This is a genomic window from Ignavibacteria bacterium (genome assembly GCA_013177855.1).
In the GTDB taxonomy this organism is placed as follows: Bacteria; Bacteroidota; Ignavibacteria; order Ch128b; family Ch128b; genus Ch128b.
In genome coordinates this window covers 403,867-417,970 of the sequence record JABLYA010000001.1, presented here as the reverse complement: position 1 = coordinate 417,970, position 14,104 = coordinate 403,867, and the positions used below count along the sequence as shown (strand labels likewise).

General features: G+C 32.5%; 11 protein-coding genes. 10 read left to right on the top strand and 1 reads right to left on the bottom strand.

Going from position 1 to position 14,104, the window contains the following annotated elements:
• Nucleotides 1–31: 31 nt before the first annotated feature.
• Complete coding sequence (locus HPY57_01840) at nt 32–1,078, top strand: 6-phosphofructokinase (GenBank protein NPV10518.1); 1,047 nt, start codon at nt 32–34, stop codon at nt 1,076–1,078.
• Nucleotides 1,079–1,245: 167 nt separating this feature from the next.
• Here the strand turns inward: HPY57_01840 and HPY57_01835 are convergent, their stop codons facing one another.
• Complete coding sequence (locus tag HPY57_01835) at nt 1,246–2,820, bottom strand: sodium-dependent transporter (GenBank protein ID NPV10517.1); 1,575 nt, start codon at nt 2,818–2,820, stop codon at nt 1,246–1,248.
• 326 nt (nt 2,821–3,146) lie between these two features.
• On the opposite strand from HPY57_01835, the gene HPY57_01830 reads away from it, so the two are divergent.
• The 9 genes from HPY57_01830 to HPY57_01790 all read left to right on the top strand — a co-directional run bounded on the left by HPY57_01830 (nt 3,147) and on the right by HPY57_01790 (nt 14,100).
• The gene (locus HPY57_01830; GenBank protein ID NPV10516.1) at nt 3,147–4,280 is read left to right on the top strand and encodes a C40 family peptidase; all 1,134 of its coding nucleotides are present in this window, start codon (nt 3,147–3,149) and stop codon (nt 4,278–4,280) included.
• Nucleotides 4,277–5,401 carry a dipeptide epimerase gene (locus HPY57_01825; protein ID NPV10515.1) on the top strand — a complete coding sequence of 375 codons (1,125 nt, stop codon included), beginning with the start codon at nt 4,277–4,279 and terminating at the stop codon, nt 5,399–5,401. The genes HPY57_01830 and HPY57_01825 overlap by 4 nt, the downstream gene beginning before the upstream one ends.
• Before the next feature lie 23 nt (nt 5,402–5,424).
• Nucleotides 5,425–6,420 carry a polyprenyl synthetase family protein gene (locus tag HPY57_01820; protein ID NPV10514.1) on the top strand — a complete coding sequence of 332 codons (996 nt, stop codon included), beginning with the start codon at nt 5,425–5,427 and terminating at the stop codon, nt 6,418–6,420.
• 3 nt (nt 6,421–6,423) lie between these two features.
• Complete coding sequence (locus tag HPY57_01815; GenBank protein NPV10513.1) at nt 6,424–6,690, top strand: HPr family phosphocarrier protein; 267 nt, start codon at nt 6,424–6,426, stop codon at nt 6,688–6,690.
• The gene (gene ptsP / locus HPY57_01810; GenBank protein NPV10512.1) at nt 6,680–8,452 is read left to right on the top strand and encodes a phosphoenolpyruvate--protein phosphotransferase; all 1,773 of its coding nucleotides are present in this window, start codon (nt 6,680–6,682) and stop codon (nt 8,450–8,452) included. The genes HPY57_01815 and ptsP overlap by 11 nt, the downstream gene beginning before the upstream one ends.
• Complete coding sequence (locus tag HPY57_01805) at nt 8,439–9,470, top strand: bifunctional phosphoglucose/phosphomannose isomerase (protein NPV10511.1); 1,032 nt, start codon at nt 8,439–8,441, stop codon at nt 9,468–9,470. Before ptsP ends, HPY57_01805 begins: the two co-directional genes overlap by 14 nt.
• Nucleotides 9,436–12,273, top strand: a complete 2,838-nt coding sequence (locus tag HPY57_01800; GenBank protein ID NPV10510.1) for a hypothetical protein — start codon at nt 9,436–9,438, stop codon at nt 12,271–12,273. Before HPY57_01805 ends, HPY57_01800 begins: the two co-directional genes overlap by 35 nt.
• 74 nt (nt 12,274–12,347) lie before the next feature.
• Nucleotides 12,348–13,406 (top strand): PQQ-binding-like beta-propeller repeat protein, encoded by a 1,059-nt coding sequence (locus HPY57_01795; GenBank protein NPV10509.1) that lies wholly within the window; start codon nt 12,348–12,350, stop codon nt 13,404–13,406.
• Nucleotides 13,375–14,100, top strand: coding sequence for a PEGA domain-containing protein (locus tag HPY57_01790; protein ID NPV10508.1), 726 nt, complete (start codon nt 13,375–13,377; stop codon nt 14,098–14,100). Before HPY57_01795 ends, HPY57_01790 begins: the two co-directional genes overlap by 32 nt.
• Nucleotides 14,101–14,104: the final 4 nt, after the last annotated feature.

Here is a 14,104-nt window from a genome sequence, read left to right as displayed (position 1 = left end):
ATCAATGTTAAACAAATAGAGGAGTTGAAAAATGAACATTGGTATTCTAACTGGTGGTGGTGATTGCCCTGGACTTAATGCCGTTATTAGAGCTGTGGTGAGAAAAGCATTAAATTACGGTTATAGTTGTCAGGGCATTCGCAATGGATGGAAAGGTTTGATTGAAGGCACAATCGAACCTTTAGATTTAAATTCAATCAGTGGAATTCTTCATCGTGGCGGGACTATACTTGGAACTTCCAGAACTAATCCATTCAAAGTCCCTGAAGGTGAACAAAAACTTCGAGAAAATTTAGAAAAATTTAATATCGATGTAATTTGTGCAATTGGTGGAGAAGACACTTTAGGAGTTGCATACAAACTCTCCGAAAAGGGAATTAAAGTCGTCGGTATTCCAAAAACAATTGATAACGATCTGAACGCAACAGATTTTACATTCGGTTTTGATACTGCTGTCAACATTGCGATGGAAGCAATTGATCGACTCCACACAACAGCAGAAAGTCACAATAGAGTTATCGTTGTTGAAGTTATGGGTCGTCATGCTGGCTGGATTGCTTTATATGCTGGACTTGCTGGTGGTGCAGATGTGATTTTAATTCCTGAGAGACCTTTCGATCTTGATGAGGTTGCAAATATTATCAAGAAAAGACATGAAAGAGGAAAGAACTTTAGTATCGTTGTTGTTAGTGAAGGAGCTAAAATTAAAACTGAAGAATCAGTTGATAAAGATGGCTCATTGATTTTGAGTAGTTTGAAGAAAGATGAATTTGGCCATGTAAGGTTGGGTGGCATTGGTAATGTTTTAGCAGAAGAGATAGAAAAACGTACAGGTTTCGAAACAAGAGCTACAATTTTAGGTCATATCCAGAGAGGCGGAAGCCCAACTGCTTATGATCGTGTTTTGGGTACTCGATTTGGTGTTGCTGCTGTTGATTTAATTAAAGATGGCAAATTTGGTAGGATGGTTGCATTAAAAGGTAATGAAATTGTCGATGTCCCACTTAAGGATGCTGTCGGTGAATTGAAATTAGTTGATCTGAAATTGTTTGAAGTTGCAGAAGTATTTTTTGGATAAAATCAATTGCGAATCGGTCTTTTAAGACCGATTCGCTTTAATCTATTATTCTTCGTTTAAATTGTTTCCGTTTGGGTTTTTAAGAATTTTATAAAAACAAAAGGCAACAAGTCCTATAACCACACTCCATCCAAAAATCCAGAAGAGTATACCTTCGGTAGTTAATTTCATTTTACCTCCTCAACTTTATTTAAATTTTTATTTTTCCATGCTAAATGAATCATTAATAAAATCAAACCAAGGATGACGAGCATCAAGATTCTTGCACCCCAAATATATGGGACTTTTTCAGCAGGAACATCTTCAAGTAATAAAATTGGGATTGCATCATTTACAAACCACCAAATCATGATTACAAGCAAAATTAATGGTGTAATATACTTCATAATATACTTGAAGATAATGGGGATTTTGATATCACCTCCAGAATTTATTTCTTCAAAAGCTTTATCAGCACCAAAAACCCACATAAATAAAATTGTTTCCATCAATGCAAATACCACAAGACCAAATGTACCAGCCCAATAATCCATCTCGTCGAGAAATCCATATTTCAAAAAGAATACAACAAACTGAACACAAATTAGTGTGAATGCGGCAAGTGAAAATGTGGCTTTCTTTCTTGAGAAACCAAACTCATCTTCAAGAAAAGCGATAATTGGTTGTCCCATTGCCACCGATGAAGTAATACCAGCAAAGAATAGAAGTAAAAACCAAAGAAATCCAAAAATTTCACCCATTGGAAGTTTTTGAAAAATAATAGGCATCGACACAAATCCTAAGTTAAAAGCTCCACCTTTTGCAATTTCCTGTGTTGTTGCAACACCAAAGAATGCAACCGCAACTGGAATTGCAATACTTCCACCAAGAACAACTTCAGCAAATTCATTGGTAGCAGCAGTTGAAAGTCCTGATAATGCAATATCATCTTTTGGTTTCAGATAACTTGCATAAGCGTGAATTGTACCCATTCCTACACTTAATGTGAAAAATATTTGACCAGCTGCAGCTAACCAGATTTTTGGATCATTAAGTTTACTGAAATCAGGATTCCAGATGAAGGCAAAACCATTCCATACAGAATACTCAGGTTTCGCTGGATCAGGGGTTCCCAATGTAAAAACTCTTATTACTAAAATAATAGCAAAGATAAAGAGCATCGGCATGGCAATCTTTGCCAGTTTTTCAATTCCTGCAGATATGCCTTTATAAAGTACAAAGAAATTTATGGAGAATGTAATCAACATAATTATATAAGCAGTCCACAAAGAATCAAAACCATGTCCGCTTTGAATACCTTGATAAGCATCTAAAAATCCTTTCATATTTTCAAATGTGGGATTACTGACGAAATACATCTTTAAAATTGAAAAAATACTGTATCCAAGCGTCCAGGACTCAATGTAAGTATAGTATATCATAATCGTTAAAGATATAAATAAACCAGTCGCACCTAAATATTTAGCGAGTTTGTGATTCCACAGTACATCAAACATACCAGGGGCACTGCCATGTCTGAACTTTCCACCATACCTTCCAATTCCCCATTCAATCCACATTAATGGAATTCCAAGTAATAAAAAGGCGACAAAATATGGAATCATAAAAGCGCCGCCGCCATTTTGAGCAGCCTGAACAGGGAAACGCAAAAAATTTCCAAGGCCAATTGCATTCCCTGCAACGGCTAAAATTAGTCCTATTCTGCTTCCCCATTGTTCTCTTTTTTTTGCTTCTTCACTCATTTAGGCTCTCCGATTTGTTTGAAGTTATCTTTTCTAAAAGAGATAAATTTTCATCTAATTTATGATATTTTGTAAAAATTTTCTCTAATGCTCATTAAAAAATTTTCTAAAGTTTTTTAATTAATTCAGACAGCTAAACGAAATTTTTGAACGCATTTAATTAATTGAACCTTTTTAATCGATAAATTCTATTTCATTAGAGTAAAATTCTTCAACAAGTTCATTGTCTCACATCAATTGAAATTATAGACCTTTTTAATTATTTTGTTTTTATGAAAATATTACTGTTTTTAATAAACCTTCTATTAACAACTTATATAAGTGCAATGAATCAAGATATTGAAGAAATTATCGGACAAATAAAGTCCAGATTAGCACCTGATAAAAGAACAGCTATTTTCAGTGTCTCTTATTTACAAGAAGGCAGTCAATTGATTCTTCAAGGTGAAGTTTCTGATAAATTATTTAAAGAAAAATTATTGAACGAACTTAGTTCCAATCCAAATTATACCATAGTAGATAATATTGAAGTTCTGCCGTCGAAAAAATTAGGTTCAAGGATCTATGGTATTGTAAATTTGAGTGTATGTAACATTAGATCGAAGCCAGACCATCCAGAAGAGCTTTCTACCCAAGCATTAATGGGAACGCCTGTTCGAATACTGAAGGAATCCAATGGCTGGTTTTTGATTCAAACACCCGATGATTACTTAGGGTGGGTTGATGATGACGGTATTGCTCGCTACAATGCGGAAGAAATGATAAACTGGCTGAAATCGAAAAAAATAATTTATACAGAATTTTTCGGCTTCATCTATTCAGACAAAAATTTTAGCGAGAAAATTAGTGATATAGTAGCTGGGAATATTTTAAAACTAGTTAATTCAGATAAAAAAACCTTTGAAGTCGAATTACCAGATGGCAGAAAAGGTTATATCAATAGAAAAGAGGCAAAGTTATTTGATGACTGGTACAATTCACTTGATTTTCAAGCTGCTTCAATTATAAAGACCGCTAAACAAATGATGGGTTTTCCTTATTTATGGGGTGGAACTTCAATTAAAGGAATTGATTGTTCTGGATTTATGAAAACGATCTTTTTCTTAAATGGACTAATTTTATCTCGTGATGCAAATCAGCAAGCTCTGCTCGGGAGTGAAATTCCGTTTGATCCTGATTTTTCTCAATTAAAACCGGGTGATTTAATATTTTTCGGAAGGAGAGCTTCGGAAACCAGACCAGAGAGAATTACTCATGTTGGATTATATCTTGGTGATAAAAGATTTATTCACAGTTCAGGTAGAGTTAGACTTGATAGTTTCGATAAAGATGACCCTAATTATAATGAATATAGATTAAATACAATTGTAAGAGTAAAAAGAATTCTTGATCAAGCAGAAATTTTAGAAGAACTTAAAATCAAGAACAATAAATTTTATAGGGAAGAATTTTACAAATGAAGAGAAGAGACTTTCTTAAAACAGGTGCACTAATTTCACTGGGAACTCCTCTGGTTGGTAAGTTTCCAGAAATTTTAGCGAAGAAATCCAAAAGAGATGGGGAAAAGATGAAACTAAGATTTTATCCTTATACACTTGAATTGAAACATGTTTTTACTGTTGCAACTGCGTCAAGAAAAACTACTCCAGTGATGATGACAGAGATAGAATATAATGGCATGATCGGTTATGGAGAGGCTTCAATGCCTCCGTATCTTGGAGAATCACACCAAACTGCATCTGAATTTTTATCCAAGGTTGATTTATCTCAATTTGATGATCCATTTCGAATAGAAGAAATTCTTAACTATGTTGATTCAATCGCACCGGGTAATCCAGCAGCAAAAGCTTCAATCGACATTGCACTTCACGATTTAGTTGGTAAATTAATCGGACAGCCCTGGTATAAAATCTGGGGATTAAATCCTGAAAAAACACCCTACACTTCATTTACGATTGGCATCGATAAACCAGATGTAGTTAGACAAAAAGTTAAAGAAGCAGAACAGTATAAAATTTTGAAAGTCAAACTTGGTCTTGATAATGACAAAGAAATGATTGAGACAATTCGTTCAGTTACGGATAAACCAATTCGATGCGATGTAAATCAAGGCTGGAAAAATAAAGAAGAAGCATTGAAGATGATCGAGTGGCTCGCCAATAAAAATGTTGAATTCGTTGAGCAACCTATGCCTAAGGAATGGTATGACGAACATGCGTGGTTAAGGGAGAGAAGTCCTTTACCAATTATTGCGGATGAGAGTGTTCAAAGATTACCGGATGTCAAAAAAGCTTACGGTGCTTATGATGGTATTAACATAAAATTGATGAAAAGCACCGGAATGAGAGAAGCTTATAAAATGATACTTCTTGCCCGTGCTCTGGAAATGAAAGTTATGCTTGGTTGTATGACAGAAACTTCCTGTGCAATCTCTGCAGCAGCACAGCTTTCGCCACTGGTAGATTGGGCTGACCTCGATGGTGCAGAATTGATCTCGAATGATTTGTTCGATGGTGCAAAAATCATTGACGGTAAAGTAACTTTGACAAATCTGCCCGGTATTGGAATTAAGAAAATATAATTTTATACAAACTTAATTTTTTTATGACCAAAGAACCTTTTACCAAATTATTAGACGAATTAAAATTACAAATCAACAATCAAATTTTTTTAGAATTAAGTAAAAGAAAACCGAAATCACTTTACGCTCCATTGAACTATTTTTTGAAGTCAGGCGGTAAAAGATTACGCGGAATTTTAGTTCTATTGGTTGCGAAATCAATTAACAAAAATTTAAAATCCTTACCGTTGAACCAGGCAATTGCAATTGAACTTCTTCACAATTTTACTCTTATCCATGATGATGTAATGGATAATTCTGATAAGCGCCATAACAAACCCACTTTGCATCGAAAATATGATTTAAGTACAGCTATTCTCGCGGGTGATGCTTTGCTCTCCATTGCTTATGAGTTTTTGGATAAAGAATTAACTGAAAATTCTATGATGATTTGCAAAGAATTTACAAGTGCTCTGCGAATAGTTTGCGAAGGTCAGGCTTTGGATAAAGAATTTGAAACACGAAATCGAGTTAGCTTGCAGCAATATTTTCAAATGATCTCTATGAAGACTGGAGCATTGATTAAATCTGCCTGCAAAATTGGAGCACTATCAGCTAATAAAAAGGTTGGTATCGAAGACTTGAAAAGGTTTGGTGAGTACGGCGAATATCTTGGCATTGCATTTCAACTGCAGGATGATTTACTGGATATTGTAGGTGAACAAAAATTGTTTGGCAAGACAAAAGCTCTTGATTTGATAGAAGGTAAAAAGACTTTCTTGTTGATAAGTGCATTAAAAAAGGCTACAGGAAAAGATTTAGATAGACTTCTAAAACTTATTGAAAATAAAGGCATTAAGCCTGATGAAATATATAAATACATTGATATATATAAAAACCTGGGAATAATTGAATTAACAAAAAAAGAAATTTCAAAATATTACCAAAAAGCAAAAGATACTTTAGAAATTCTGAACAAAAAATACGATATCAACGATTTGAATAATTTTCTTGAATTTATAATCAATCGTAATTATTGAAGAATGATTGAAAAAGAAGTCACTATACTTAATAGAGCAGGTTTGCATACTAGACCGGCTGCCACTTTGGTGAAATTAGCTTCAAAATACAGATCAGATTTTTACATTATTCAAGACAATCTGGTGGTAAATGGGAAGAGCATTATTGGTGTCATGACTCTATGCGCCGAGCAGGGCAGTAAATTAAAATTAAGATTTGAAGGAGAAGATGAAGAAGAAGCAGCTAAAGAAATAGTTGAATATTTCAATAGAGGTTTCGATGAGTTATAATGGATCTCAAAAATTAGATAGTCAAAAAAACAAAATCTTTAAGGGTATACCAGCAGCACCGGGTTATGCTATAGGTCCTGTTTATATTTATCAAAAAGAAAATATTGAGATATATCCTTCTGTTTCGCTTGATATAGATCAAGAATTAAGCGCCTTCGAATTTGCTATAGAACGATCAAAAAAAGAATTAAAAAAAATAGTTGATTTATCTAAAGAGAAATTGAATGAAGTTATCTCCGGAATTTTTGAAGCCCATTTATTGATATTGGAAGATGAACATTTACTTTCTTCAATTCGAGATAAGATAAAAAATCAACGACATAGTGCTGAATATGCTGTCGAGGTAGAATTTAATCAATACATAAATTTAATGAAGCAGTCAAACGAATTATCAATGCACGAAAGAGCCAATGATATTGAAGATATTAAATCGAGGATCATTCGAAACATTCAAAGAAAAAGATGGGAATCGAAATTAAAAAAGTCTGTTATAATTGTCGCCAAGAATTTAACACCAGCAGATACAATTCTTTTTACGAGGAATGATGTTTTGGCTTACATTTCTGAAATGGGAGGTTTAACCTCTCACACAGCAATTCTTGCAAGAGCTTTGAATATTCCGGCAGTGGTTGGTATCCACAATATATCAAAGGAATTACAAAATGATGAAACAGTTATTATTGATGGATTTGATGGTTTAATTATTTCTAATCCAGATGAAGAAACTCTAAAAGTTTATGAACAGAAAATTCAAAAATACTCTGAACGAAAAAAGAAATACGAAGAACTACGAAATATTCAATGTAAGACAAAAGATAACCATAGGATAACTCTTTTAGCGAATATTGATTTTCTCGATGAAATTCCTTTTGCAATCTCTTCTGGTGCAGAAGGTGTCGGTCTTTATAGAAGTGAAAATTTGTTTTTCCAGAAAGGTTCATTCCCTACAGAAGCGGAACAAGTTGAAGCTTACATCGATTTAGCTGAAAAATTTTATCCCTACTTTGTTACGATCAGAACATTTGATCTCGGAGGAGACAAAATTTTTTTAGATGAAGAATACCAAGAAAATAATCCATTTTTAGGTTGGAGGGGGATTCGACTTTTACTTGATATGCCTGAGGTACTTAAGACTCAGTTTAGAGCTATTCTAATTTCTTCAACATATAGAAATATTCGTGTAATGCTTCCAATGGTTTCATCAACTGATGAAATCATTAAAGCAAAGGAAATTTTTGAAGAGGCAAAAAAAGAATTAAGAGAAGCTCGAATAAAATTTGATGAAAAGATTAAATTTGGAATAATGGTTGAAATTCCATCTATCGTGTATTGCTTAAAAGAAGCTTCTAAGTATATTGATTTTATTAGTGTTGGAACAAATGATTTAACTCAATATCTACTCGCTGTTGATAGAGGAAATGAAAGAGTCTTCAGTTCGTATCAAGAATTTCATCCTGCATTAATTCGTGTATTGAGGCAAATTATAAAGGAATTAAATAGAACAAAAGTGGAAATTGGTATTTGTGGAGAAATTGCTTCAAACTTTAAAGCTGTACCTTTATTGATTGGTCTGGGTTATAATAATTTGAGTGTGAGTGAATATCTTTTACCGGAAATTAAAAAACTAATTCTAAACATTAAGCTGAGTGATTGTAAAAAATTAGCTGTTAAATGTTTACAGGCTGCAAATCAAAATGAAATCATTAATTTAATTAACGAATTTTACAAAAAAATAAAAGGTGATAATAATGAATCCTTATAAGCAATATGATTCTGGAGATATGTTTAATGTCCTTAAAAATTATTACAAACAGGTTCAGTCGGTCGCTGATAAAAAATTAGAGATTGATAAAACTATCTATTCGAGAATCGAGAAAATAATTGTAACGGGTTTGGGCGGTTCTGCTATTTCAGGAGATGTTGTATTTACTCTTTTTCAAGATCAACTTTCAATTCCTTTTATTGTCAATAGGAATTATAATCTTCCAAAATTTGCAGATGAAAATACACTCGTTATCGCATGTAGTTATTCTGGAAATACCGAAGAAACTTTATCAAGTTTTGATGAAGCAATTGCAAAGAATTGTAAAGTAGTAACGATTAGCTCAGGCGGAAAATTAAAAGACAAAGCATTATCGCATAATCTCTTGCATCTTGAAGTTGAAAGCGGTTATCAGCCGAGATGTGCAATTGGTTTGATGTTAACCACATTAATTAAATTTCTTGAAGAGAGTGGATTTATATTTTTTGAAAATGGTTTTTATGAAAATGTAATTAATCTGCTCAAAAACAAATCAGAGACTTATTCTACAGAAAATGGCTCACCTTACGAATTTGCCACAAAGTTGATTGGAAAATTTCCAGTTATTCACTCAACCGAATTATTGCAGTCACTTAATGTTAGATTTAGATCACAACTTGCTGAAAATTCTAAGGTTTTAGCTTATTCAGGAATTATTCCAGAACTTAATCACAATGAAATTATTGCCTGGGAAAAATTTGATGAAAAGTTTTTCCCTGCAATTCTAATTCAGATGATTGATGAAAATGACCATCCAAGAAATAAACTGAGATTTGATATAACCAGAGATATTTTAAGTGAAGTTAAGGTTGAAATTCTAAGGCTAAAAAGTGAAGAACAGAAATTTTATCTAAGAGTTTTTGATTTAATTTATTTCGTTGACTGGGTCAGTTTCTTTCTTGCAGTAATGAGAAAGGTCGATCCAACACCAATCAAGAATATAAATGCTCTCAAAGAAGCTTTGTCAAAAATTAATTGAGGTTTTATCTCTTGTTCTGATTTTTGCTGCAAGTGTTGAAGCTCAATTTACCTATTTTGGTAGGAATAAAGTTCAGTACGATACTTTCAATTGGCAGGTAATAAAAACTGAACATTTTGATATTTATTACTATCCTGAATTCACTGAGATCGCAGAGATTGGAGCGAGATACGCTGAAGAATCTTATGAAAATCTAAAAGTAAAATTTAATCACATCGTCCTTCAAAGAATTCCTCTCATCTTTTACAATACTCATCTTCATTTTGAGCAAACAAACACAACGCCTGGACTTCTTCCTGAAGGTGTTGGTGGATTTTTTGAATTCATGAAAGGAAGAGTAGTCCTTCCTTTTGATGGCTCTTTGAGACAATTTAAACATGTTATAAAACATGAGCTTGTTCATGTTTTTATGACTAATAAAGTGCGGAGAATTCAGACCGATTTTCGAATCACTTCCGATTTGTTGCCTCCACTCTGGTTTGTTGAAGGATTGGCAGAGTTCTGGTCAACTGAATGGGATGATCAAGCTGAAATGATTTTGAGAGATGCTGTTTTGAATGGTTACATTGTCGGTTTAAAAGATATTGATAGAATCTCGGGTACTTTTCTAATGTACAAAGTTGGTCAAAAAATTCTTGAATTTGTCGCTGAAAAATATGGTGAAGATAAAATACTACTGCTTTTAGAAAATTTCTGGAAATCAAACAATTTTGAAGATATTTGGAAAGTCACACTCGGTGTTGATTATTCAGAATTTGATAAAGAATGGAAATACTATCTTCAAAAAAAATATCTACCAGTTGTTGGAGAAAATGACCTGCCCGGTTATGCTTCAAATAAAATTACAGATTTTGGTTTTAACTTCAGTCCTGTTTATTTCAAAGATAAAAATGATGAGTATTTAATATTTCTTGCAAATCGAGATGGATACTCGTCTATTTATCGTTTAAAATTAGAAGGTAAAGGTTTCTCAAAACCTGAGTTGATAATTCAAGGTGAAAAATCAGATGAATTTGAATCATTTCATCTTTTTAGAAGCAGCATTGATGTATCAAAAAATGGAGTGATTGTTTTTTCATCTAAATCAAAGGGAAGAGATCGTTTGAATTTCTATACTCTAAAAGAAAATAAGATTTCAATTTCAAAATCCTTTGAACATATTTTAAGTATTTCAAATCCAAAATTTTCAAAAGATGGAAATCGGGTTGTGTTCAGCGGCATTGATTTGAAAGGTTACCGTGATTTATATGTCTATGAAATTGATAGAGATAATTTGATTCGGTTAACTAATGATTATTATGATGATCGCAATCCATCCTTATATATTGATAACAATTATGTTGTATTTAGTTCTGATAGAACTTCAAAAGATGGTAAATTTTTCTACAATCTATTTCTTTTGAGAATATCAGATCTTAGAATTTTCAAAGTCACCTCTCTCGATTTTGATCAAACATACCCTGTTTTTTCTGAAGATGGATCTAAATTATTTTTCACCTCTAACATTGACAAAGTCTCAAATATCTGGATGATTAATGTAATTAAGAAAGATGATGAGCTTTACTTTGAAGATAAAATGCAAAAAGTTACTTCTTTTACTTCCAATGTGTATGATCCAGTGATAGTCGATAGTTCAATTTATTTCTGTGCTTTTGAAAATTTTAGTTTTCAAATTTATAAGATCAACGATGCTTATGAAGAGATAAAGAAAATCAATCAGTCGAAGAATAAATCGGCTGATTCTTTAAGACTGAATTGGGTGGCAAAGGGTATTGATGGAATAAAAGTCAGAGAAAGAATAAAATATGAAAGAGAATATAATTTAGATTTTGCCCAAAGTCATATAACAACTAATCCAGTTTATGGAACAAGCGGCGGTGCACTATTTTCAATCAGCGACTTATTGAGTGATGATCATTATCAGTTTTTAATTTTCAACACGGCTCAAAGTCGTGATGAATTTCTGAAGAGTTTTAATGTCGCAATCTCAAAAATTTCACTATCTCAGAAAGTTAATTACGCCTTTGGTGTTTTTCATTTTTCAGGACGAAGATATGATATCAGAGATTCAGATGAATATTTCTACGAAAGAAGTTTTGGTGCTTATTTTGCTTTAAGCTATCCATTCTCTTTTTTCCGCAGACTTGAAGCGAGTATCTCACTGGCAAATTCAGACAAGGAAGTTTTCTTTACTACCAAGAGTCGCAAAGCTTTGCTTCTCACTAATTCAATTTCTTATGTATTTGATAACAGCCTTTGGGCTTCTTCCGGACCAATTGATGGTTCAAGATTTATGATTTTGCTTGGGCAGACAAATGATATCAAATTTTCAAATGTAAATTATTACAGTTTTATGCTGGATTATCGTTATTATTTACGACTTGGCTTGAAAAGCGCATTTGCAACAAGGTTTCAGTTTTTCTTTAATGAAGGAAGAGAAGCAAGAAGATTTTTTATGGGCGGCAATTGGGACCTAAGAGGTTATCCGCGTTGGTCAATTCGAGGCGAAAAATTATGGCTTACATCTTTTGAACTAAGATTTCCATTAGTTGATCAAATTACAATTAAATTTCCATTTCTCACTATGAATTTATTTGAATTTAGAGGTGCAGCATTCTTTGATATGGGAAATGCCTGGGATATAAAGTATAACCAAACTTTAGGGAGTGTTGGATTTGGTGTAAGGATGAATTTGTTTGGAGTACTCGTTTTGCGTTACGATATTGGAAAGAGAATTGAAGACGGTTTCAGACGATTTCAAGATCGTCTCTTTTATCAATTTTTCTTTGGCTGGGATTTTTAATGAAAATTGTTGTTAAGAAAATCTCAATATTGTTTGCTTTAGTATTTCTGTTTTCATGCGGTAAGAGAATTATTTTGAATAATTATTTAAAGAATGAAAATTCCTGGATAATGTTTGGTCAAACACCTGAGAGAGTTTTTTTCATTCAGGATTCAATAAATCTGCCTTTAAAAGTTCTATTTAAAACTGAACTCAAATCTGGTTTGAATTACTCATCAGTTACTGTGATGGATGGATCAATATTTGTTGGAGATACGAAAGGGTATGTTTACAAAATTGATTTGAAGACAGGCATTATCAAAAATTATATGAATTACAAACAACCCATCCTTACTTCAATACTGGTGAAAGAGAATGAATTAATTATTCCTGTAGCGGGTTCAAAAGATAAAAAATCGTTTTTATTGATTTACAATTTGATCCAGGGCGATGAAAAAAAGAGAATAACTTTGGACGGTTCGGTTGAAAAAGATCCTATTCTTGAAGAAGAAAAATTATATCTGGTAACTACAAATGGATTGCTTTACAAATTTGATAAAGATTATAACATTGAATGGAAACTTGATTTAAGTTCATCAATAAATTCCCACATTGCCTTAACAAAAGATTTTATTGTCGCAGGAACCTTATCGGGGAAAGTATATTTTGTGTCGAAGGATGGGAAGATAATCTCATCATTTGTCGCTCAGGGTTCAATTAACTCTGGTTTTACGATTAAGGACTCAAGAGTATATTTTGGTGACGATAAAGGATATCTTTATTGTGTCGATAAATCAGGGCGAGTTCTTTTTCAGAAAAAAGTAGGAAGTTCATTCAAATCTCTTGCATCAATAGATGATGAAAATATTTTTATTGGAGATTTATCTGGAAATATTTTTTGTCTAAGTAGATTAAATGGTGAAATAAAATGGAAGAAAAATTATGGTGGGTTGATCAATAATTCAATTTTAATAGCAGGAGATAAGTTAATAGTTCCTAATGTTCACAAAAAAATTTTAGTTCTCGATAAGTCAAAGGGAGAAATTTTACAAGAAATAGAGATGGAGGGCAGAGTAAAATTATCTCCAGTTTTTGTAGATAAAAAAATTATTGTTGGATGTGATGATAAAAAAGTTATTGCACTTTCTAATTAAAGCTTTATTAGTTCTGTTAATTTTTATTTCTGCCGGGTTTTCACAGACAGAAAAGCACAGATTACAAATCATTGCGGAAAAACCATTTGAGTTATTTCTAAACGATTTCTCGTTCGGTACACACTTATATTTTGATACATTACTTCAAACTGATGTTTATAAGATTGAGGCATATATTTTAGAAGATGAACCGATTAAAAACATTTTTAAGAAAATTGTTTATCTCAACGCTGATCTAATTATTCGTTTAGATAGTTTTTACTTTGTAAATGTTCGGAGTAATCCAGATGACGCTCAGGTTTATTTTGATTCATTGTATTTCGGAGCAACTCCTCTAAATCTCAAATTACTTTTTAAACCGACACTTCTTGAGTTGAGAAAAAATGGTTATAAAGTGCATCAAGAAGATATTAGCGATTTTTATAATTACGATTTTTTCATCAACCTCGAAAAGGAAAAATTTGAAAAGCCATCATTCGTATTTGATTATAAATATATTGCCTTAACTTCTACAATTATAAGTGGAGCGCTGGCTGCATATACTAAGCAGCTTGCAAATAAATTTTTCTACAAGTTAGATAGAAGTGATGAAGATCTACGAAAAGTTAAAGTTTATGATCGATATTCGGGAATTTTTACCATTGGTATGGAAATAAGTTTTGGTATTTTTGTGTACTTATTATTGCAGGAATAAATCA

Coding starts and splice junctions, on each gene's coding strand:
- HPY57_01835 (NPV10517.1), bottom strand. CDS start 2,820: ATGAGTGAAGAAGCAAAAAAAAGAGAACAATGGGGAAGCAGAATAGGA.
- HPY57_01790 (NPV10508.1), top strand. CDS start 13,375: ATGATAAAAAAGTTATTGCACTTTCTAATTAAAGCTTTATTAGTTCTG.
- HPY57_01840 (NPV10518.1), top strand. CDS start 32: ATGAACATTGGTATTCTAACTGGTGGTGGTGATTGCCCTGGACTTAAT.
- HPY57_01815 (NPV10513.1), top strand. CDS start 6,424: ATGATTGAAAAAGAAGTCACTATACTTAATAGAGCAGGTTTGCATACT.
- HPY57_01820 (NPV10514.1), top strand. CDS start 5,425: ATGACCAAAGAACCTTTTACCAAATTATTAGACGAATTAAAATTACAA.
- HPY57_01830 (NPV10516.1), top strand. CDS start 3,147: ATGAATCAAGATATTGAAGAAATTATCGGACAAATAAAGTCCAGATTA.
- ptsP (NPV10512.1), top strand. CDS start 6,680: ATGAGTTATAATGGATCTCAAAAATTAGATAGTCAAAAAAACAAAATC.
- HPY57_01825 (NPV10515.1), top strand. CDS start 4,277: ATGAAGAGAAGAGACTTTCTTAAAACAGGTGCACTAATTTCACTGGGA.
- HPY57_01805 (NPV10511.1), top strand. CDS start 8,439: ATGAATCCTTATAAGCAATATGATTCTGGAGATATGTTTAATGTCCTT.
- HPY57_01800 (NPV10510.1), top strand. CDS start 9,436: ATGCTCTCAAAGAAGCTTTGTCAAAAATTAATTGAGGTTTTATCTCTT.